We start from the raw sequence: 20942 nt of genomic DNA on the forward strand, positions 1-20942 counted from the left end.
TGAACCGGGCCCCTACGTCTTTGCGCCCCGCGTTCGGCGCCGGCGAGAAAGCTAGCTGCTGATGTCCGACTTGCCGATACGCCCGCCGAGGCCGCGCGAGTCGTCGCCGGCCTCTTTGAGCTTGGCGCGGATCTCCTTGGGCAGCGAGAAGAGGATGTCCTCCTGCGCGGTGGTGACCTCCTCGACGTCCGCGAAGCCGTACTCGGCCAGCAGCGACAGCACGTCGCGGACCAGGACCTCGGGCACCGAGGCGCCGGAGGTCACGCCGACGGAGGTGACGCCCTCGAACCAGGATTCGTCGACCTCGGCGGCGTAGTCCACGCGGTAGGCGGCCTTCGCACCGTACTCGAGGGCCACCTCGACAAGGCGCACGGAGTTCGAGGAGTTCGAGGAACCGACGACGATGACCAGTTCGCTCTGCGGCGCAATGGTCTTGATCGCGGCCTGCCGGTTGGTGGTGGCGTAGCAGATGTCGTCGCTGGGCGGATCCTGCAGGTTGGGGAAGCGCTTGCGCAGGCGGCGCACGGTTTCCATGGTCTCGTCCACGGACAGGGTGGTCTGCGAGAGCCAGATCAGCTTGTCCGGGTTCTTCACCTGGACGGTGTCGGCTTCCTCGGGGTTGTTCACGATCGTGGTCACCTCCGGCGCCTCGCCGTAGGTGCCCTCGACTTCCTCGTGGCCCTCGTGGCCGACCAGCAGGATCTCGTAGTCGTCCTTGGCGAAGCGCACGGCCTCGCGGTGCACCTTTGTCACCAGCGGGCAGGTGGCGTCGATGGTGCGCAGGCCGCGGTCGGCGGCGGACTGCACGACGGCCGGGGACACACCGTGGGCGGAGAAGACGACAAGCGCGCCCTCCGGCACCTCCTCGTTTTCCTCCACGAAGATCGCGCCGCGGGCCTCGAGCGTGGAGACCACGTGCAGGTTGTGCACGATCTGCTTGCGCACGTACACCGGGGCGCCGTAGTGCTCCAGGGCCTTCTCGACGGCGATGACGGCGCGGTCGACGCCCGCGCAGTAGCCGCGCGGGGCCGCAAGGAAGACCTTGCGTTCGCCCTTGACCGGTGCCGCGGCGGCGATTTCCGCCGGGGTGCGGCGGGTGCGCGGGATCGTGGGCATCGGGAGTGAGACCGGAACGGTGGAACTGGTAGCCATGTAACAAGTCTACGTTCGGGGGCAAATTGACTGGTGCGCTCCCCGGCGGATTCAGCCGCTAGCCAAGCTCCACGGGGTTGTCCTTGCGCCAGATCCAGGTGCCCAGGGCCGCCAGCAGGGCGACGACGCCGCCGATGATCAGCGCGTTGCTGATCTCACGCAGCTCGCCGCGCACCCCTGTGGCCAGCTGCTCGACAACGAGCCGGGTGAGCTCGGAGCCCTGCACCGGCATGCCGGAGATGTTGTAGCCGAGGACCACCAGCACCACCGCGAGCACCAGGGAGGCCGCCCCGGCGGCGATGAACACCCTCCCGCGGAAGTCGCGCGGTGCCAGCAGCAGCGCACCGGCCAGCAGCACGGCGGCGGCAGCCAGCAGCCAGCCCCAGCCGGCGGCCAGCGCGAGCCAGCGGTTGGCAGCGTCGGCGGAGAGCGTTTCTTCCTGCGGCCAGTTGGTGTCGACGACGACCGGCGGCACCTCCAGGTCCTGCGGCAGCAGCCGACCGAGGGCCGATCCCTCCAGCGAGGCGTGCAGCGTGCCGTAGGCGGAGGTGACAAGCGGCGCCAGGTCGAGTTCCAGCGTCGCCTCGCGCTGCCCCGATGCGGCGGCCGCGTCGAGCTTTGCCACGTAGTCCCGGCGCGTGTTCTCGATGGTCGTGTTCCACGCCGAGGCAAACCCGGGGTCGCTGATCAGCGCGGCGCCGCTCTGGGAGATCGCGGTTTCCAGCGGCCCCTGCAGCAGGCGCGGGACGGGCACCTCGGCGGCGATCTGTGCGGCGATCTGGGTCCCGAGCTCCTGCGGCAGGACCTCGACCAGCTGCTCGTTGGTGGCCAGCGGGCCCAGGATGCGCTGGAGCGGTTCGGGGGTGTTCACGATGAGGTGCGCGGTGCGGGCGCCGAGCCCGAGCGCGGCGGCCAGCACCGCGAGGACCGCCAGCACGACGGCGAGGGTTTTGCGGACGACGACGGGCATTCGGGCTCCAGCCTGAGGTGCGGTGGGGCGCCAACCCCTGGATTTGTCCCATGCTACTGGTATGAATGTCTTTGGTGTAGTTTCGAAACCAGGCACCAAGGAAGGCGTTTCCCCACGTGGAGCAAGCACAAGAGGCACAAGGTTCGCTGCCGCGGACCGCTGCGGCGACGACCCCGGAGAACCCCTGGCCGCTGCGGGTGCTGTCCGAGAAGTTGAAGGCGCACATCGAGAACTCCCCCGAATCATGGGTGGAGGGCCAGCTGCTGGAGGCCAACGTCCGCAACGGCCACGCGTACCTGGTGATGCGCGACGTCGACGTCGACTATTCCTTCTCGGTGACGGTGTGGGCCTCGGTGATGCGCTCGCTGGAGCACGCCCCGGAGGTCGGATCCCGCGTGGTGGCCCGCGTGAAGCCGAGCTTCTACGCCAAGACCGGCCGGCTGTCGCTGAACGCCTACGACCTGCGCCCCGTGGGCCTGGGCGACCTGCTGGCGCGCCTGGAGCGGCTGCGCCGCGCGCTCTTCGACGAGGGGCTCTTCGACCCCTCCCGGAAGAAGCCGCTGCCGCTGCTGCCGCACCGGATCGGGCTGATCACCGGGCGCGACTCGGACGCCGAGAAGGACGTGATCCGCAACGCCTCGCTGCGCTGGCCGGCCGTCCGCTTCGACATCCGCAACACCGCGGTGCAGGGCGTGAACGCCGTCGGCGAGGTCATGGCCGCGCTGCGCGAGCTGGATGCGAACCCGGAGATCGACGTGATCATCATCGCCCGCGGCGGCGGCGCCCTGGAGGACCTGCTGCCCTTCAGCTCCGAGGAACTGGTGCGCGCGGTGGCCGCCTGCTCCACGCCGGTGGTGTCGGCGATCGGGCACGAGGCAGACAGGCCCATCCTCGACGACGTGGCCGACCTGCGCGCCTCCACCCCGACCGACGCGGCAAAGCGCGTGGTGCCGGACCTGGTCGAGGAACTGAACGGGATCGCCCAGGCGCGCCACCGGCTGGACCGGGCCGTGCGGCAGAACCTGGAGCGCGAATCCCAGCGCATCGCCTCGCTGCGTGCCCGCCCGGTGCTGGCCAACCCGCACTCGATGGTGCAGCTGCGCCGCGAAGACCTGGCCCGGCTTTCCCAACGCAGCACCTACGCCATGCGCGGCTCGCTGGCCCGCGGGCAGGACGCCATCGCCCACCTGCGTGCCCAGGTCCGCGCCCTCTCCCCCCAGCAGACCCTGGACCGCGGGTACTCGGTGCTGCAGCTTGCCGGCGGGCAGGTGGTGCGCAGCGCCGACCAGGCCCCTGCGGGAAGCGACGTCTCGGTGCGCCTGGCCCGCGGCCGGCTCACCGCCACCATCACCACCAGCCACTTGCCGGACGAACCACCACACGAAGGAACCACAGCATGAGCACCGAAGCGAACCACCAGGATGTCGCACAGCTAAGTTACGAGCAGGCCCGCGAGGAACTGGTTGCCGTGGTGGCCCAGCTCGAGGCGGGGGCCGCAACCCTCGAACAGTCCCTGGGCCTGTGGGAGCGCGGCGAGGCGCTGGCGGCCCGGTGCGAGGCCTGGCTGCAGGGCGCCTCGGCGCGGCTTGACGCCGCCCGCGGGCAGCAGGAGTCCCCGGCCTCCGGCGAGTAGCGCCTCCACGGGCAACTCCATGTACGGCAGCGGCGCCGCGACCGGTCCTTGTCGCGGCGCCGCTGCCGTCCTTGCGCCGGCCGCCTGCCGCCCGGGGAATCCCCGGAAGCCGGCCGCCGGGCGCTCAGGAGTCCCGCAGGCGCGCCTGCTGCTCGGCGACGTCGAAGGTCGCGGCGGGCCACTGCGGGTCGATCTCCTCCAGCGCCTCGCGCAGCAGCGAGGCAACGGCCAGCCGCGCGTACCACTTCCGGTCCGCGGGGACCACGTGCCACGGGGCCGCATCCGTGTTGGTGCGGTTGATGGCAATCTCGTAGGCGTCCATGTAGTCGTCCCAGAGCAGCCGCTCGTCGATGTCCCCCGGGTTGAACTTCCAGTACTTGTCGGGGCGCTGGAGGCGCTCGGCCAGCCGCGAGCGCTGCTCGTCCTTGGAGATGTGCATCATGACCTTGACGACCTTGGTGTCCTCGGCGACAAGCCGGGCCTCGAACTCGTTGATCGCCGCATAGCGTCGTTCGAGTTCGGCGTCGTCGGCATAGCCGCGGACCTTGTGGATCAGCACGTCCTCGTAGTGCGAGCGGTCGAAGACCCCGATGTACCCGGCGCCGGGCAGCTCCTTCTCGATCCGCCAGAGGAAGTCGTGGGCGCGCTCCTCCTCGGTGGGAGCCTTGAACGCGTGGTGCTCCACGCCCTGCGGGTCCACCAGACCCACCACGTGGCGCACGATGCCGCCCTTGCCCGCGGTGTCCATGGCCTGGAGGATGAGCAGGACCTTCGGGGTGGCGCCCGTGCGCGAGGCGGCGAAGAGGCGTTCCTGCAGCCCGTCGAGCACCCTGCCGGTTTCCCCCAGGTCCTTGGCGCCGCTGAGCTTGTTTCCCGCGTACCCCGGGGTGGCGCGCGTATCGACGGCGGCCAGGCTGAAGTCCGGGGCCGCGCGCAGCAGCTGGTGCGCCGGGGCGTCGAGGGGAACGGATCGTGCCGGTGTTGGCTGCTTCTTGCTCATGGGCACCGCTTTCGGGTTCGGGGGTGATGCACCGAGCGTACGACAGGCTGCCATGTTTTGGCCCCAGCGACAGGGGGTGTTTGCCGAATCGGTGCGGTGCGGTGCCGCCTCAAGGGTCCTTCGGTGTCCTTCGTCCCGCACGTTGATACAGGTTTGGCTGTACTATCAAGCCATGGAAACAACAACGCACGCCGAGGTGCTGACCCGCTTCGGGCAGGCGCTCTCGGACCCGACGCGCACCGCGGTGCTGCTGGCGTTGCGCGACGCCCCGTCCTACCCGAGCGACCTGGCGGAGCTGGTCGGCGTCTCGCGCCAAAAGCTCTCCAACCACCTGGCCTGCCTGCGCGGCTGCGGGTTGGTCGTCGCGGTCCCCGAGGGCCGGCGCACCCGGTACGAGCTGTCCGACCCGGTGCTGGCCCGCGCGCTGACCGAGCTCATGGGCGTGGTGCTCGCCGTCGATCCCGCCCACTGCGCCGCGGCGGCCACCGAGGGGTGCTGCTGACATGGCGATGCAACCCCTGGCGGCCGACACCGTGGGCGCCGAACGACGCAACGTGCTGCACCGGAGGATCCGGCTCCTGGTTGCCGCAACGATTCTCTACAACGTCATCGAGGCCGTCGTGGCGATCACCGCCGGCAAGATCGCCTCCTCGAGCGCACTTGTCGGGTTCGGGCTGGACTCGGTCATCGAGGTCGCCTCCGCAGCCGCAGTGGCCTGGCAATTCAGCGCCGCGGACCCGGAGGCCCGCGAGAAGACGGCACTGCGCATCATCGCCGTCTCGTTCTTTGCGCTCGCGGCCTTCGTCGGCCTCGATGCCGTCCGCTCGCTGCTCGGCGGGGCCGAGGCGGGGCATTCGGTGCCCGGCATCGTGCTTGCGGCGCTCTCGCTGGCGATCATGCCGGTGCTCTCTTACCTGCAGCGGCGGGCCGGGCGCGAGCTTGGCTCCCGCTCGGCCGTGGCGGATTCCAAGCAGACGCTGCTGTGCACCTACCTCTCCGCGGTGCTGCTGGCCGGGCTGGTGCTCAACGCCTGGCTCGGCTGGTCCTGGGCGGACCCGGTGGCCGCGCTGGTGATTGCCGCCGTGGCGCTCAAGGAGGGGTACGACGCCTGGAAGGGCGACGCCTGCTGCGCTCCGAACACCGGGGCCGTCCGGGGCGTGGCAGCGGGAAGTCCCGACGCAGCGGGAGATCTCGACGTTGCAGGCCCCGCACAACCGGCGGAAGCGGGGTGCGCATGCTGTGCCGATGCCGACGCAACTGCCACCGACAGCTCCGTCGTCGGCACCGGGGATCCGGCCCCGCCGAAGCGAAGCTAGCCGCGGTTGCACGCAAATGCCGGGTGCCCACCGCGGGGAAATCGCGGCGGTACACCCGGCATTCGGGCAGGTCTTGGCGGTGCGGAAGGCTAGACCGAGACCTTGCCCTCGCGGATGGTGCCCAGGAACTCGGCGATGCGGCCCACCGCGTCGGTGATGTCGCGCACCGCGGGCAGTGTGACGAGGCGGAAGTGGTCAGGTGCCACCCAGTTGAACGCGGTGCCGTGGGAGATCAGCATCTTCTGCTGCTTGAGCAGCTCCAGGGCGAAGGCCTCGTCGGAATGGATCGGGTAGACCTCCGGGTCGAGCCTCGGGAAGAGGTAGAGCGCGCCCTTGGCCTGCTGCACCGAGACCCCGGGGATCTCGTTGAGCAACTTGAAGGCCACGTCGCGCTGTTCCTTCAGGCGCCCGCCGGGCAGGATCAGGTCGTTGATCGACTGGTAGCCGCCCAGCGCGGTCTGGATCGCGTGCTGCGCCGGCACGTTGGCGCACAGGCGCATGTTGGTGAGCAGGTTGATGCCCTCGATGTAGTCCCCGGCCAGGTGCTTGGGCCCGGAGATCGCCATCCAACCGGCGCGGAAACCGCAGACGCGGTAGGCCTTGGACAGGCCGGAGAACGTCAGGATCAGCACGTCGTCGCACAAAGCGGCGGTGTTGATGTGCTCGGCCTCGTCGTAGAGGATCTTCTCGTAGATCTCGTCGGAGAACACCACGAGGTTGTGCTTGCGCGCCAGCTCGAGGATGCCCTCGAGGGTGTCCTTCGGGTAGACCGCACCCGTGGGGTTGTTCGGGTTGATGATCACCACGCCCTTGGTGCGGGGGGTGATCTTCGATTCCATGTCCTCGAGGTCCGGCAGCCAGCCCTCTTCCTCGACGTTCAGGTAGTGCACCGGGGTGCCGCCGGCCAGCGACACGGAGGCCGTCCACAACGGGTAGTCCGGGGCCGGGATCAGCACCTCGTCGCCGTTGTTCAGCAACGCGTTGAGGCTCAGCGTGATCAGTTCGGAGACGCCGTTGCCCAGGTAGACGTCGTCGACGCCGATGGTCTGGATGCCGCGCGTCTGGTAGTACTGCGAGACGGCGGTGCGGGCGGAGAAGATGCCGCGGGAGTCCGAGTAGCCCTGCGCCATCGGCAGGTTGCGCATCATGTCCACGAGGATCGCGTCCGGCGCCTCGAAGCCGAACGGCGCGGGGTTGCCGATGTTCAGCTTCAGGATCCGCTGGCCCTCGGCCTCCATGCGCTGCGCGTGTTCCAGCAGCGGCCCACGGATGTCGTAGAGGACGTTGTGGAGCTTGGTGGACTGCTTGAATTCTGGCATTCTCCTACTTTCTCACAGGCTCGGCAGCGAGTTTGCGAATGTGATCAAGCCGACGGCACCGTGGCGACACACTCGCGACATGTTGGCGCTCAGGGCGCGCTGACCAGCGACTTTTCCCGCAGCCAGTCGCGCGCGGCCTGCCCGGGCTCCAGCGGGTCGCGGCCCGTGGCCGCCCGGTTCAGCGCCACGAGGTCCTCCTGCTTCAGCGCCGCACTGACCTTGTTCATCGCGTCGATGGCGTCCTGGCCGATCTGCCGGGTGGTGCTCAGCGGGGTCAGCGTCTGCGGCACGAACAGCGACGTCGAGTCCTGCACGGGGACCAGCCCGTTGTCCGGGATGCCGGCGGTGTCAAGGGTCGATGCCAGCACCTGCACCTGGCCGCCGATCAGCGGGCCCACCGTGGACTCGTCGCGCGGCTCGACCTCCACCAGGTGGTGCGGCTTGCACCCCAGGGTGTCCTCCAGCACCGACTCCAGGCCCTCAGCGAGGGTTTCCGGGACGCCGAAGTCGAGGTCGGGGCACAGCGCCGGCAGCTGCGCCATCGTGGAGAGGTTCTTCCCGGCGCTTGTCGCGGCGGTGGTGACCAGCACGCCGGTGCGCGCGGCCTCGGCGGAATCCAGCACCGCGAACCCGTCGGGCCTCATCGCGTGAAGATCGCGCAGGACCTGGTCCGCACCGGGAGGCACGCTTCCCGGCGTTGCCGACGCCGCCGCGCCGCCGGATGCGGGAGCGGGGGCTGGGGCCGAGGCGGTGGCTGCCGGGGCCCTCCCACCCAGGGCCGCCAGCAGGTCCCCTGAGCCGGCCACGACGACGTCGGCCTTCCCGTCCAGGACCTGTGCCACGGGATCCGCCGAGGCTTCGCCGACGCTCGCGCGGATCCCCGCGGCCTCCAGCATTTCGACGTACGCGTGGGCCACCGTCGTGGAGGTGGCGTCGGGGGTGTGGGCGAAGACCAGTTCGCGGACCGTCTCGCTCTGGCCCGAGGGCAGCGGCGCCTTGGACGTGCAGCCGCCCAACAGCAGTGCCCCGCAGGCCAACCCGGCGGCGAGGGCCGGCACGCCGAGGCGCCTGGCAGCCGGCGTCCTGCGGCTACGGGAGATCCGTCCTTCGGGGGTCACTTGGCGTCCTTCCCGAGGTTGGCGAGGTACAGGGCGATGGCATCGTCGACCCTGTCGGTGCGGTTCAGCGAGGCCACCTCGTCCAGCGGGAACCATGCGGCCCGGCTCGTCGTGCCGCCGGTTTCGAAGCCCAGCTCGCCGCCCGTCACGCTGGCCGTGTAGACGACGGCAACGGTCTGCATCGGCAGGTTCGTGTCGCCGAAACGCTGGTGCGCGGGGATCAGCCCGGAATCGACGCCCAGCAGCTCCCCGATCCGCACGGTGTACCCGGTTTCCTCCAGGACCTCACGCACGGCGCCGGACTCGATGCTTTCGCCCAGCTCCACTCCCCCTCCGGGCAGCGTCCAGCGCGGGACGAAGTCGGCCTGGCGGGCGCGCATGTCCCAGAGGGCCAGCAGGATCTGCCCGTCGCGGACCACGACGCAATAGGCGGCCAGTCGGGTCTCGAAGTCCCGGAGACCGGTGTTTGGGGGGTTGCTCATGCCACCAGTTTATGGCGTGGGGCGGATCCGGTGGCCCGCGACAGTCCCGCGGAGCGCCCAACTGTGATGGAATATCTGCATGGCAATCTCTTCTTCCCCGCAACTTCCGGCCGAACTTGACGCCGTTGACCGTCGGATTATTCAGGAATTGGTCAACGACGCGCGCATCAGCAACGCCATGCTGGCCCAGCGCACGGGCATCGCCCCGTCCACTGCCCTGCTGCGCACCCGCTCGCTGGTGGAGCGCGGGGTGCTGACCGGGTACCACGCGGAGGTGAGCCTGCCGGCGGTGGGCCGCAGCGTCCAGGCACTGATCTCGGTCCGGCTGCGCGTGCACGACCGCGTGCAGATCGACAGGTTCACCGAGAAGATGCCGCGTCAGCCCGAGGTACTCTCCTTCTTCCACGTCTCGGGCGCCACCGACTACCTGCTGCACATTGCCGTCAGCTCCACCGAGGCCCTGCGCGACTGGGTGCTGGACAACCTGGCGACCGACGAATCCGTGGGACACACCGAGACCACGCTGGTCTTCGGCCACCACAAGGGCCACGGCGGGCCGATCCCCGAGGAACCGCTGGGCTAGGAACCGCTGGGCTGGGAACCGCTGGGTTGGGAGCCGCTGGGCTGGGAGCCGCTGGGTTAGGCACCTTCCGAGGCACGCCCCGAACCGCCTGCCTGGCTACCCGTCCGGCTGGCTGGCTGGAGGCCCGCCGGCCTGGCTGACTGCCAGGTCGGCCCGCCTGACAAGTTCCTCCGCCGTCCGCAGCCGCGACTCGGCGGCCGGCACCCAGTCGGAGTTTCCCGCACCGCGGGCACCAGCCACCAGGGTCAGCGCCACGGCCCCGGCGCGCGCCCACAGGGCCACCGGGTCCACCTCGCGCCCGAAGGCGGCGCCGAAGCGCTCGAACACCCCGGGGGCGGGGCCCTCGCCCGAACCGAGGCGCTGCAGCACGGCCAGGTGGCCCAGGAAGCAGGCGAGGTCGTCGACGCGGTGGCCGGGCCCCAGCGAATCGAGGTCCAGCAGCGCGGAGACCGCGCCGTCCCCCATCAGGATGTTCCCCTCGTAGAAGTCCCCGTGCACCGGGACCACCGGCCCGCGCTCGGAGCGTTCCAGGTGCCCTTCGATGCGCCGCACAAGCCCGTCGATCCTCCCGCGCTGGGCGGGAAGCGCCAACACCGCCGCCTGCCTGTAGCGCCGGATGCCGTCGCTCCACGCCCGGCGCGCCGGCAACCCGGCAACCTCCGCCGGCAGCCGGTCCAGCAGCTCCGTGAAGTCCGCCGGATCCAGCTCGCGGGCGGACTCCCCGCGGATCGCCGCGGCCAGCCCCTCCCCGGTGCCTTCCTCCAGCGCCAGGATCCCGGGGAGCACCGGGACCGCCACCGACGGCACGGGCACCGTCGAGCCCGCCATCATCTCGTGGCGCTTGAGCAGGGCGGCAGTCGCGTGCTCGCGCCCGACCTTCAGGTACAGGGTGCGCCGGATCGCCAGCGGCCCGCGGGTGGTGAACGTGGCCCTGACGACGGCCCGGCGCAGCGGGCGGTAGGCCACGGTGCGCAGGCCGGAGAGCAGGTCGCCCTGTCCCCACAGCCGCTCCACGGCCGTGCCGTCCAGTGCCGTCGCGAGCCCGGGCAGCATGGGGTCGTGTGGGTGGATCCACCCGGTGACGGTGACGGCCGGGGCGCCGGCGGGGCCCTCCACGACGACGACGACGACGGGCGCGGCGGTCCCGTGGATCTTCTCGGTGCTCACCCCCAGTTCGGCGAACCCGGTGCCCGCGGGCATGCGGTAGACGGCGCTGATCCCCGCCCCGGGCCGATGCTGCAACCGGACCCGGTGTGCGTCGAGATCCCACCCGCCGGGCACGGCGGTGCCGCCCAGCAGGGCGATGAGCCGCGGGATCGCCGGAAGCAGTGCGGCAAGTTCGCCGGCGTCGCGCAGGGAGTGCGCGTCGGCTGTTTCGCTGGGCGCGTCCGGCGACGGCATCGGGGTGTCCGGGGTTGTCATCGGCGGGTCGGGGGTGTCATCGGCTGGTGATTGCCGGCGGCGGGCTTGGCAGCGGCGGGGTTGGCGCGGCGGCAGCCTAGGCGCGGCGGCGCTGCATGACGTCGTCGAGGTTCATGCGGTCCCCGGAGAGGGAGGCACGCTCCAGGCGGGCCTTGGCGGCGGAGGCCTCGGTCGACGCCGTCTCGGTGGCGGCCGTCCCGGCAGCGGAATCGGCTGCGGAATCGGCGGTTGCCGCACCGAGGGCCTCGGCCAGGCGCTGGCCGGCCTCCTGCGCACGCAGGCTGCTGCCGTTCGAGGGCGTCGGGCCGGCCTCGAGCGCAAGCGGCTCGGGCGCCGGGCGCTTCACGGCGTTCGCCACGACGTACTGCGGCAAGGGCACCTCGGTCGGGGTCCAGCCCTCGGGGCGCTGCACCGCGGCACCGCGGGCGGCCACGCGCAGGGCCTCGGCACGCAGTTCCTCAACGGTCAGGCGCGGCGGGCGCTTGTTGGAATCGGGCTGGGCGTCGAACACCGCCTGCTGCTTCTGGACGGTCCGCGGCGCGGGCACGGTGCGCTGTTCCATCGCCAGCCGGCGGGTCGATTCCATGCGGGCCAGCAGCTTGGCGCGGCGGTCGCGCACGGCCAGGGCACGCAGCGAGGCGAAGCTTGCCACGCCGAGCACCAGCCCGGCCATCGGCACCAGCCCGGAGAAGACGCCGGAGAGAGCCAGGATCCCGCCGACGACGACGGTGAGGATGGAGAGGCACCCGAGCAACGCAATTGCCACGCGGTCATAGTGGATCCGCAGGGGTGGCTGCCCCTGCGTGCCAGACGCGGCTGAAGCGTTGGGTGCTGCCGGTGCCATGATGCTCCTCCGTCGGTGGACTGCTGCAACGTATGCGGATGCCGCGGGGGCCGAACTGCCCTGCGGCACGTCTCCCGCCGGTGGCCGTGCCGGCCCGTGCGCGTCCGGCACCCGCTTCCGGGTGGGAGGGCCGCGTCGGGACCATGGAACGTCCACGTCAACCAACATTAAGCATGTATGGGCGGCGGATGCCGCATTCGACGCGGTGTGTCCGGGAATCCCGCAGGAAATTCATCGGGATCGGCCGGTGCGCCGCAGGAACGTGCCCCCGGCAGGCTCCTTGGCAGGTCCCCCGCTCGGTCCGCCGGCAGGCTCCTTGGCAGGTCCCCTGTTCAGTCCCCGCCGTGGAGTGCAGCCCAGCGGTTGAGCAGCCCCCCGGGGACCTCCTCGCTGGTCAGCGCAAAGGTGCGGTGGTCGGCCCACTGACCGTCGATGTGCAGGTAGTCCTTGCGCAGCCCCTCGTCGCGGAATCCCAGCTTCTCCACGACACGCAGGCTCGGTGCGTTCTCCGGCCGGATGTTGACCTCGATCCGGTGCAATCCCAGCACGCCGAAGCAGTGGTCGACGGCCATGGCGACGGCCTCGGGGACAAGGCCCCGGCCGGCGTGGCGGACATCGACCCAGTAGCCGATCGACCCGCTGCGCGCGGCCCCCCACATGATGGAGGAGACCGTCAGCTGCCCGACGATCGGGGCGCGCCGGGCGTAGTCGTTGGGCAGCGTGATCGCCCAGGGCAGGCACTGCCCGTTGCGCGCCGCCCGGTTCTGGCCGGAGACCATCGCCGCGAAGTTCGCCGGGTACCCCCTGCCGTCGGGCACCGTCGCATCCCAGGGCGCCAGCCAGCTGGCGTTGGCCCGGCGCAGCGACATCCATTCGGCCTTGTCGCGCAGGCGCATGGGGCGAAGGACGAGGCGGGGTCCCTCCACGGTGGCTGGCCAGTGGCGGTCGAATTCGGGCATGCACCAATCCTATCCACCCGCGCACCCGCGCACCCGCGCACCGGCCGCCGTCACCGTCGCCGTCGCCCTAGACTGGGTGCGTGAATGGAGAAGACCCCAAGGACGCGATCCGCACGCAGCTTCGAGCCAGGCGCCGGGAGCTCGGCGCCGGTGCGCGCGAGGAACAGATGGCGGCACTGCGCGGGCACCTGCTGCCCTGGCTGGACCGGAACGCCCCGCGCAAGACACTGACCTGCTTCCTCTCCTACGGCGCCGAACCGCCCACCGGCGGGTTGCTGGAGCGGCTCGATGCGGAGGGCTACACCGTCTACGTCCCGGTGTGCGAGCCCGCGCGGCAGCTGTCCTGGGTCCGCTGGTTCCCCGGCGTCGAAATGGCCCGCAGCGCCGTGGCGCCCATCGACGAGCCGGTCGGCACGCGCCATTCGGCCGAACTCATGGACCGCGTGGACGTGGTGCTGGTGCCGGCCCAGGCCGTCGACGAGCGCGGGGACAGGCTCGGCCAGGGCGGCGGCTACTACGACAGGTTCATCGCCTCGCTGCCGGGTCTGGGCCGGGTGCCGAAGCTGCTGGCCATGGTCTTCGAGCACGAGCTCATGCCGGCCGGTTCGTTCCCCGTGGACCCGTTCGACCAGCGGGTCGACGCCGTGGCGACGGCCTCCGGGGTGCGCAACCTCACCGTGTGAGATCGTCGGCGTACGCTAGAATTGAATCCGCGGCGGGTATCGAACCCCGCCCACCCCACCCGCAGGATCCGCCCCAGGCCGTTGTGTGCCGGGCGGTCCGCGCGGAAACGCACGCCGCATCTTGCGAAAGGACCCCGATGCCTACCTATGTTTACGCCTGCAAGGACTGCGGCCACGCGATGGAGGTTGTCCAGTCGTTCAACGACGAGGCCCTGACCGTCTGCCCCGAGTGCTCCGGCACCCTGCGCAAGAAGTTCAACAGCGTCGGCGTCGTCTTCAAGGGCACGGGCTTCTACCGCAACGACTCGCGTTCCTCCGGCAGCTCCAGCGTGCCTGCCGCAAGCACCTCCGCGTAGCCGGGAGGCGCCGGCCGCGGCGACTCCCACGCACAGCCCCGGCGGTTTCCGGTACGCGCCGGGCCTGTGCACCGCCACCATGGGTGGACACCGTCAAAGGTGTCCACCCATGGCTTGCTTAACGCATGTTTTCACTTCGACGCGGCAGCGACAGCGGCGCAGGGCGCCACCCGGGTGCGGGAAGGCCCGGGGCCGCGGGTCCGGCCGGCCCCACCGGAAGGACTGGCCTCGCCGGCTCCCGCGGCAGGAAGCGGGCACCGGGGCGCTCCGGGCGGGAGCTCTTCGCCAAGTACCGCCGGCTGTTGGCCGCCGCGGTGGCCATGCTGGCGGTCGCCACCTCGCTGGCGGCGCTGGCGCCCGAGCGGGAGGAACGCGTCCAGGTGCTGGTGGCCGGGCGCGACCTGCCGGCCGGGACCCTGCTCACGGACGCCGACCTGGCCTTGGCGCCGGTGGCGCGATCGCTGCTGCCGGCGGGCGGGTTCGACACGCCGGGGCCAGCGGCCGGGTCCCGGCTGGCGATTCCGCTGCAGGCCGGCAGCCCGCTGCTGGGTACCATGCTGATCGGGCCGGGCCTGCTCGCCGGCACTCCCCCGGGAACCGTCGCCGTCCCGCTGCGCCTCGACGACGCCCAGACGGCAACGCTCCTGCGCGCCGGGCAGCGCGTGGATGTGGTGCTGACCGAGGGGAACGGGTTCGAGACGGCCGTGACCTCAAAGGTGCTGGCCCGCGGCCTGGCCGTGCTGTGGACCGGGGCCCAGGCCGACGACGGGCGCCAGGACCCCTGGGGCACAACCGGCCCCGGCGACGCGGCAGGGCTGATCGTGGTGGCGGCCGGATCCGCCAACGCGGAGTCGCTCGCCGCGGCGCCGCAGCGGGGCAAGCTCTCGGTGGTGCTCGTCAACCCGTAGCCGGGTGCGGCGTCCTCAGTCCCAGTGCGGCGGGCGCTGGGACTTCATCCACTCGCCGAGGTCTTCCTCCGCGTCGCCCCAGCGCCGCGGGTCGTCCTCCGCGGCGCGCTCCGGGAGCACCGGGTCGGCGTCCCGCGTGCCGCGGTGCCCGGCCTGCGTCGCGGCCCGGCCCGGGGCTGCCTGCGCGTCGGCATCCGCGTCGGTATCCGCGTTGGTGTCCCTACCCGTGCCCGTTCCCGCTCCCGTTCCCGCGCCCTCGGCATCGGAAATGCCCCCGGCCTGTGCCCCGGCGGGGTCGGGGCGGCCGGCTCCGTGCGGCAGGTCGAAGACCCCCAGCAGCACCGAGTCGCTGACGGTCTGCGGGGGCGCGGTGTAGCGCCGCGACTTCCTGGGCCGGGGCCCTTGCTGCTGCTCCATGCTGCTAGACCGAGACGCCCCGGGATTCGCTGTCCGCGGGCTCGAGCCCCAGGTATCCGGCCAGCGTGTTGGCCACCTGGCCCGGGTCGGAGAACACGTCGATGGTCCACAGGGGCACGTAGCGCCAGCCCAGGGACTCGAAGAGCTGCGGGCGCAGGCGGCTGCGCTCGCGCACCGAGAGGCTGCGGTAGTTCTGCGTGCCGTCGTAGACAACGGCCAGCGGGGCCGCGGTTCCCGCGCCGGTGACATCGACCGCGTGCGCGGCGATGTCCAGCACGCCGCGGTAGTGCTGGGTGACCAGCGACCCGCGCTCCTCCAACCGGCCCATCAGGTCCGTGACAAGCGCATCCTGCAGCGGGGCCGCCGTGGCGCTCATTCCCGAGTCCCCGCCGAGCACCCGCCCCACCAGCTCCAGGAACCGGCGGGCGCCGAAGCGCATGCGGGAGAGGTCGACGTCCTGCGGGCGCAGCGCGGAGACAAGGGTCATGCTGGTGCGGGCGCGCGTGACGGCGTTGACGAACAGTTCGTCGCCGCCGGGTGCCGAGAGCGCACCGAAGTCGTGCACCGTCTTGCCGTGCGTCGTGCGCCCGTAGCCCAGCGCGAGGATGATGGCATCGCGCTGCAGGCCGGCCAGTCGGTCCAGGCTCGTGACAAGGAAGCGTTCCTTCGCGGCGCGGAAGTACTTGGTGGCCCACGGGTGGTTGGGCAGCTGGACGCGGATGCCCTCGGCGATCGCCGCAGCATGCGCGCGGTTGCCGGCGATCACCGCGAGGGTTTCCAGCGGCCGCTGCGCGAGGTGCGAGAAGACCAGGTCGACGACGCGCTGCACCTCGGCCACCGTCGTTTCCACCGATTCCCCGTTGGTGCTCAGCGACCCCGTGGCGTCGGCTACATACTCGGCGCGCAGTGCGGGCGAACCGGCGCCCAGCGAACGCGCGGCCGGCAGCCGCGAGAGCGAGTCCTTGTAGAACGCGTGCGAGAGCGACTGGGTGAGCCCCTCGTCGATGCCGCGGTAGGCGGTCCCCAGCCGGCACAGCGGCAGGACGCGCTCCAGCGACTCCATCGCGGAGAGCGGGGTGCGTTCGGCGCGGGTGTGCGCTGTGGGGTCGACGGAGACCTCGAACGGGTTCGGGGCGCCCATCATGGTGTCGCCGAACGCGATGACCTGCGTCGAGCGGGAGATCGAGCCGAGCACCGAACGCAGCGAGAGGGAGTCGGCCTCCAGCAGGATGACGGCGTCGAACCTCATGCCCGCCGGAACCGTCGCCGGAACCAGCAGCGGCGAGCCGACCCACACCGGGCAGAGCGCGTTGACGAGGTCGTCGCCCAGGGCGCAGAGCGCGGCGATGCTCGGCTCCTCCTCCTTCAGCATGGCGCGCAGCTCGCGCGAGGCCGCGCGGTGGTCGGCCAACGCCGCCTTCCACGCCTTGGCCAGGGACCAACGCAGGCGCGAGGCGCCCGAGGCCACGTGCGCGCAGTCGGTGATGCGGTACTCCGCCTCGAGCCGGCGCATCTTGGCGCCGTCGTTCATCGCCAGGAAGTCGTCGCCAGAGATCATCGCCTCGAGCGCCGACTGCCACCAGGCCAGGTCCAGCTCCGCGCCGACCGACTCGGCACCGAGGTTCCGCTCGCGGAAGTCGGCCATGAGCTCGCCCAGGCCCTGTTCGGCCAGCTGCTCCATGATGAGCGTGCGCTCCGGCAGCTGTTCCAGCTCGCCCTGGTGCTCCAGCAGCGCGTCCATCCGGGCCAGCAGCCGGTCCACGGGTTCGTCGCGCAGCTTCTCCGCGTCGGCTGCGGGAAGCAGCGAGGCGAGCTTGTCGATGCGCGAACCGGCGTCCTGGTACCCGGCGTTGACGTCGAGCAGTCCGGCCGGCACCATCGGGTGGCGCTGGCTGGTGGCGTGGAGGCGCCAAGCCAGGTGCTGGACCTGGACGGCCTCGAGCGCCGACTGCAGGTCCGCGACGTGCATGCCCGGGCGCACGTAGTCCTTGGCGACCTTGCGCAGGCGCGAACGGGTCATCGAGCTCATCTCGATGCCGCGCTCCCGGCGCCAGGCGGAAGATGCCGTCGCGGAGATCAGGTCCTCGACGGGGCGGTCGAAGATGTCCGACTCGAACTTGTCCAGCGAGCCGCGCACCGCCAGCAGCAGCTCGAGCTGCTCGCCCCACTTGTTGTAGGAGTCGGCCAGCCGGATCTCGGAGTGCTCGGCGACCTTGAGCATGTGGTCGCGCAGGATCGGCAGGTCGCGCTGCAGCCCGGTGACGAGCTCCAGCGCCGTGTCGGTGTCGCGCTTGTTGCGCAACCGGGCGCCGTACCAGGGGCTCGTCGCCGAGGCGCTGATGAAGGAGCCGAGCTGGGCGGCGCGCGCCAGCTGGACCGTGGTTGCCGCGCGGTCGGTGATCGAATCCAGCACCGATCGCTTCAGCCGCACGGTGGTGGCCGGCGCCGGTTCCAGCGAGGAGAGGCGGGCGAGCTCCTGCATGGCGCGGTACGGCGAGCATCCCCACCGGGCTCGGGTGGAATGCAGCGAACGCACGTGGTCCAGCAGCGCGTGCCGGTGTTCGCGAAGCTTCTCGTGAAGCTGGCCCAGCTGCGGTTCGGTGGCGCGCTCGTTGCGCAGGATCGCCCGGGTCAGCAGTTCGCGCAGGGCCGCCGGGTCGTCCTCCGGGGAGAGCAGCAGGGCGGTGCCGGCCAGGTCAAGCTCGGCGAACCGGGAGACGAACTCCTCGGCGCTGGAGCGTCGCTCGGCCACCACCAGCACGCGCTTGCCCGCCGCGGCGAGCACGCCTGCGGCATTGATCGCGGTCTGGGTCTGCCCGCTGCCTGCCGGTGCGCTGACCGCCACCGAGGCGCCGGCCTCGATGAGGTCCAGCGCGCGCTGCTGCGATTCGTCGGCGTCGAGCAGCAGGAGCTCGTCGGCAGGGTCGCGGTCGTCGCTCGTGCGGGCCTCGACCTCGGGGCCGGGAATCCCCCGGGGTGCGGAAGCACCGGCGGCGCGGTTCTCCTCGGCGGCCAGCAACGAGGCGAGCACCGGGTGCTGCAGGTCAAGGGTGCCCGGGTCCGCCGGGTCCGCAAGGTCGGCGAAGGTGGAGATCAGCAGCTGGTGGGCAATCACGATGCCGCCGGTCTCGGCGACCTGCAGGCGCAGCGCATCCATCCCGCGTGTCGGGTCGAAGCGGGCTATCGAGTAGGCGGCGGCGTTGATCGCCGGGACGTCGATGTCCAGGTGGTACTGGCGCTTGAAGTAGCGCAGCAACGCCGGGGAGAATTCGGCGCGGCCCATGAGCTGGATCTCGTAGTCCTCCTGGTCCTCGCGGACCGTGAGCACGATGCGCCCCAGCATGATGGGAGCGTTGAACTGTTCGCTGCGGCCCTCGTGCACGGCGCGCCAGTTGGCCAGGCCCGCGGAGAGGTAGCCGACGTCGATGCCGCGTTCGTCCCAGAGTTCGCGGATCTTCCCGCGCAGCGCCTCGGCGGTGCGGCGTGCGGCGACGTACTGGTCGGAGTCGCGCAGCAGCGTGGAGAGCCGGGTGCGTCGGCCGGCCAGGAACTGGGCCAGGCCCGAGGGGTGGGCGTGGGTGATGTCGATGCTGTTCGACGCCGACGGGGCGAAGCGCAGCAGTGTGTCGGTTCCGACTCCGGGCCCCAGGGAGTCAACCCACGTCGAGACCATTTCATCCGTATACTGCTGGTGTTCCGCCACCGAAGCTACCGTCCCTTCCCTCAAGCCGAATGCGGCCGTACCCGAACCGGGCGTTGCCACAGGAGTACATTCAGCCCTTACTAACGTAGTGCAAAACCGGCTTCCGGTGCCGAACCGAAACACGTTGCGGCACCGCTTGTTTGATTGCCCCGCCCGCGTGTTGCCGCCGGGAGGAAGCCCGGCACGGGCCGCCGCCGCTGTGCCCACACGGGGACGCCGGCGGCCGATCCCGCCACGACGTGGGGCGCCGGGGCAAGCGGCACCGCGAGCCGGCAACGGACACCGTCATGCGGCGCCATCTGCCGGCACAAAAAATGGTTCAGGGGGCGCCCGCACGTGCGGACTCCCCCTGAACCATTCACGACGCGCCGAACCGGCGGCCGCCTACTCCCATTCGATGGTTCCCGGCGGCTTGGACGTGACGTCCAGCACGACGCGGTTGACCCCGTCGACCTCGTTGGTGATGCGGTTGGAGATGCGTGCCAGCAGGTCGTACGGCAGGCGCGACCAGTCCGCGGTCATGGCGTCCTCGGAGGATACCGGGCGCAGCACGATCGGGTGGCCGTAGGTGCGGCCATCGCCCTGCACACCCACGGAGCGGACGTCCGCGAGCAGGACGACCGGCATCTGCCAGACTTCCTGGTCCAGGCCCGCGGCGGTGAGCTCGGCGCGGGCAATCGCGTCGGCCTTGCGCAGCAGGGTCAGGCGTTCCTCGTTGACCGCACCGATGATGCGGATGCCCAGGCCCGGGCCCGGGAACGGCTGGCGCATGACGATCTCGGCCGGCAGGCCAAGTTCTGCACCCACGGCGCGCACCTCATCCTTGAAGAGCTCGCGCAGCGGCTCCACCAGTTCGAAGTCCAGGTCCTCGGGAAGGCCGCCCACGTTGTGGTGGCTCTTGATGTTTGCAGCGCCTTCGCCGCCGCCGGATTCGACGACGTCCGGGTACAGGGTGCCCTGGACCAGGAACTTCACCGGCTGGCCGGAGTCGGCAGCCTCGGCGAGGATCGCGGTCTCGGCAGCCTCGAACGCGCGGATGAACTCGCGGCCGATGATCTTGCGCTTGGTTTCCGGGTCCGTCACGCCGTCGAGGGCACTCAGGAAGCGCTCGCGCTCGTCGGCAACGTAGAGCTTGGCGCCGGTTGCAGCAACGAAGTCCTTCTCAACCTGTTCCGCTTCGCCTTCGCGCAGCAGGCCGTGGTTGACGAAGACGCAGGTGAGCTGGTCGCCGATGGCACGCTGCACGAGGGCCGCGGCCACGGCGGAGTCGACGCCGCCGGAGAGGCCACAGATGGCACGGCCATCGCCGACCTGCGCGCGGATCTTCTCGACCTGCTCGTCCAGGATGTTGGAGGCGGTCCAAGTCGGGGTCAGGCCCGCACCGTTGTACAGGAAGTTCTTCAGGACGTCCTGGCCGTGGGTGGAGTGCTTGACCTCGGGGTGCCACTGCACGCCGTAGAGGCGCTTGGCCTCGTTGGCGAAGGCAGCTACGGGTGCACCGGCGGTGGTGGCCAGCACTTCGAAGCCCTCGGGTGCAACGGAGACGGAGTCGCCGTGGCTCATCCAGACGTTCTGGCTTTCCGGGATGCCGGCCAGGATGGAGCGCGCGGCTCCGGTGGCGGTGGCATCGGTTGCGCCGTATTCGCGCAGGCCGGTCTCGGAGACGACGCCGCCCATGGCGTTGGCCATGGCCTGGAATCCGTAGCAGATGCCCAGTACCGGGACACCTGCCTCAAAAAGGTCGGCACCGACACTCGGGGCACCTTCGGCGTAAACGCTCGAGGGGCCACCGGAGAGGATGATTGCCGCCGGGTTCTTGGCGAGAATCTGTTCGGTGGTGAAGGTATGCGGGACGATCTCCGAATACACGTTGGCTTCGCGTACACGCCGAGCAATCAGCTGTGCGTACTGGGCCCCGTAATCGACGACCAGAACCGGCTTTTGCTCTGGGGTGCTGGGAGTGTTGGTCACGTCCACCAGCTTAGCCGCCCGACACGCCCGCTCGCACCTCCAACAGGCCAAGCGTGACGCACACTACTCGGGTGCGGCGCTGCACGCGCCCCGCCGCCGCGTCCGT

At 70.9% G+C, this 20942-nt stretch carries 19 protein-coding genes and 1 pseudogene; 8 read left to right on the plus strand and 12 right to left on the minus strand.

The genetic code is table 11. The features are described 5' to 3' along the window. Nucleotides 1–51: 51 nt before the first annotated feature. Together ACSYDW_RS03195 and ACSYDW_RS03200 are read right to left on the minus strand one after the other, a co-directional pair. Nucleotides 52–1152, minus strand: coding sequence for a 4-hydroxy-3-methylbut-2-enyl diphosphate reductase (locus tag ACSYDW_RS03195; protein ID WP_438337241.1), 1101 nt, complete (start codon nucleotides 1150–1152; stop codon nucleotides 52–54). A gap of 58 nt (nucleotides 1153–1210) precedes the next feature. Further along, a complete protein-coding gene (locus tag ACSYDW_RS03200; protein WP_438337242.1) occupies nucleotides 1211–2122 on the minus strand; it encodes a hypothetical protein in 912 nt (303 codons plus the stop codon). 116 nt (nucleotides 2123–2238) lie between these two features. Between ACSYDW_RS03200 and xseA the strand changes: the two genes are divergently transcribed. Together xseA and ACSYDW_RS03210 are read left to right on the plus strand one after the other, a co-directional pair. Next, entirely contained in the window at nucleotides 2239–3522 is a 1284-nt protein-coding gene (xseA, locus tag ACSYDW_RS03205; RefSeq protein WP_438337243.1) for an exodeoxyribonuclease VII large subunit, read from the plus strand. Continuing rightward, on the plus strand, nucleotides 3519–3755 hold the full coding sequence (locus ACSYDW_RS03210) for an exodeoxyribonuclease VII small subunit (RefSeq protein WP_438337244.1): 237 nt from the start codon (nucleotides 3519–3521) through the stop codon (nucleotides 3753–3755). Before xseA ends, ACSYDW_RS03210 begins: the two co-directional genes overlap by 4 nt. 124 nt (nucleotides 3756–3879) lie before the next feature. On the opposite strand, the gene ACSYDW_RS03215 is transcribed toward ACSYDW_RS03210, so the two are convergent. Next, nucleotides 3880–4755 (minus strand): PPK2 family polyphosphate kinase, encoded by an 876-nt coding sequence (locus ACSYDW_RS03215; protein WP_438337245.1) that lies wholly within the window; start codon nucleotides 4753–4755, stop codon nucleotides 3880–3882. A 172-nt stretch (nucleotides 4756–4927) separates the two neighbouring features. Here ACSYDW_RS03215 and ACSYDW_RS03220 point away from each other — a divergent pair, with 172 nt between their 5' ends. Next, the gene (locus ACSYDW_RS03220) at nucleotides 4928–5257 is read left to right on the plus strand and encodes an ArsR/SmtB family transcription factor (protein ID WP_438337246.1); all 330 of its coding nucleotides are present in this window, start codon (nucleotides 4928–4930) and stop codon (nucleotides 5255–5257) included. A 1-nt stretch (nucleotide 5258) separates the two neighbouring features. After that, nucleotides 5259–6071, plus strand: coding sequence for a cation efflux transmembrane domain-containing protein (locus tag ACSYDW_RS03225; RefSeq protein WP_438337247.1), 813 nt, complete (start codon nucleotides 5259–5261; stop codon nucleotides 6069–6071). A gap of 89 nt (nucleotides 6072–6160) precedes the next feature. Here ACSYDW_RS03225 and ACSYDW_RS03230 read toward each other — a convergent pair whose 3' ends face one another. The 3 genes from ACSYDW_RS03230 to ACSYDW_RS03240 form a co-directional block, all read right to left on the minus strand. After that, the gene (locus tag ACSYDW_RS03230; protein WP_438337248.1) at nucleotides 6161–7390 is read right to left on the minus strand and encodes a pyridoxal phosphate-dependent aminotransferase; all 1230 of its coding nucleotides are present in this window, start codon (nucleotides 7388–7390) and stop codon (nucleotides 6161–6163) included. A gap of 89 nt (nucleotides 7391–7479) precedes the next feature. Next, nucleotides 7480–8508, minus strand: a complete 1029-nt coding sequence (locus ACSYDW_RS03235; RefSeq protein ID WP_438337249.1) for a glycine betaine ABC transporter substrate-binding protein — start codon at nucleotides 8506–8508, stop codon at nucleotides 7480–7482. Then, entirely contained in the window at nucleotides 8505–8990 is a 486-nt protein-coding gene (locus tag ACSYDW_RS03240) for an NUDIX hydrolase (protein WP_438337250.1), read from the minus strand. The genes ACSYDW_RS03235 and ACSYDW_RS03240 overlap by 4 nt, the downstream gene beginning before the upstream one ends. A 79-nt stretch (nucleotides 8991–9069) precedes the next feature. Between ACSYDW_RS03240 and ACSYDW_RS03245 the strand changes: the two genes are divergently transcribed. Next, complete coding sequence (locus tag ACSYDW_RS03245; RefSeq protein WP_438337251.1) at nucleotides 9070–9573, plus strand: Lrp/AsnC family transcriptional regulator; 504 nt, start codon at nucleotides 9070–9072, stop codon at nucleotides 9571–9573. 96 nt (nucleotides 9574–9669) lie between these two features. On the opposite strand, the gene ACSYDW_RS03250 is transcribed toward ACSYDW_RS03245, so the two are convergent. The 3 genes from ACSYDW_RS03250 to ACSYDW_RS03260 form a co-directional block, all read right to left on the minus strand. Beyond that, complete coding sequence (locus ACSYDW_RS03250; RefSeq protein ID WP_438337252.1) at nucleotides 9670–10995, minus strand: phosphotransferase family protein; 1326 nt, start codon at nucleotides 10993–10995, stop codon at nucleotides 9670–9672. 76 nt (nucleotides 10996–11071) lie between these two features. Then, a complete protein-coding gene (locus ACSYDW_RS03255) occupies nucleotides 11072–11839 on the minus strand; it encodes a hypothetical protein (RefSeq protein ID WP_438337253.1) in 768 nt (255 codons plus the stop codon). Nucleotides 11840–12171: 332 nt separating this feature from the next. Next, nucleotides 12172–12798, minus strand: coding sequence for a GNAT family N-acetyltransferase (locus ACSYDW_RS03260; RefSeq protein WP_438337254.1), 627 nt, complete (start codon nucleotides 12796–12798; stop codon nucleotides 12172–12174). Nucleotides 12799–12878: 80 nt separating this feature from the next. Between ACSYDW_RS03260 and ACSYDW_RS03265 the strand changes: the two genes are divergently transcribed. The 3 genes and pseudogenes from ACSYDW_RS03265 (at nucleotide 12879) to cpaB (ending at nucleotide 14745) form a co-directional block, all read left to right on the plus strand. After that, nucleotides 12879–13481 carry a 5-formyltetrahydrofolate cyclo-ligase gene (locus ACSYDW_RS03265; protein ID WP_438337255.1) on the plus strand — a complete coding sequence of 201 codons (603 nt, stop codon included), beginning with the start codon at nucleotides 12879–12881 and terminating at the stop codon, nucleotides 13479–13481. Between the two features lie 137 nt (nucleotides 13482–13618). Further along, a pseudogene (locus tag ACSYDW_RS03270) lies at nucleotides 13619–13834 on the plus strand (FmdB family zinc ribbon protein); the annotation flags it as partial. Nucleotides 13835–13962: 128 nt separating this feature from the next. After that, nucleotides 13963–14745, plus strand: coding sequence for a Flp pilus assembly protein CpaB (cpaB, locus tag ACSYDW_RS03275; protein ID WP_438337256.1), 783 nt, complete (start codon nucleotides 13963–13965; stop codon nucleotides 14743–14745). 15 nt (nucleotides 14746–14760) lie between these two features. Here the strand turns inward: cpaB and ACSYDW_RS03280 are convergent, their stop codons facing one another. The 3 genes from ACSYDW_RS03280 to guaA form a co-directional block, all read right to left on the minus strand. Beyond that, nucleotides 14761–15162 carry a hypothetical protein gene (locus tag ACSYDW_RS03280; protein WP_438337257.1) on the minus strand — a complete coding sequence of 134 codons (402 nt, stop codon included), beginning with the start codon at nucleotides 15160–15162 and terminating at the stop codon, nucleotides 14761–14763. A gap of 4 nt (nucleotides 15163–15166) precedes the next feature. Further along, a complete protein-coding gene (locus tag ACSYDW_RS03285; protein ID WP_438337258.1) occupies nucleotides 15167–18865 on the minus strand; it encodes a DNA helicase in 3699 nt (1232 codons plus the stop codon). 384 nt (nucleotides 18866–19249) lie between these two features. Then, nucleotides 19250–20842 (minus strand): glutamine-hydrolyzing GMP synthase, encoded by a 1593-nt coding sequence (gene guaA / locus ACSYDW_RS03290; protein ID WP_438337259.1) that lies wholly within the window; start codon nucleotides 20840–20842, stop codon nucleotides 19250–19252. Nucleotides 20843–20942 lie beyond the last annotated feature (100 nt).

Origin of the sequence: Paeniglutamicibacter selenitireducens (assembly GCF_051550675.1) — a bacterium.
GTDB lineage: Bacteria > Actinomycetota > Actinomycetes > Actinomycetales > Micrococcaceae > Paeniglutamicibacter.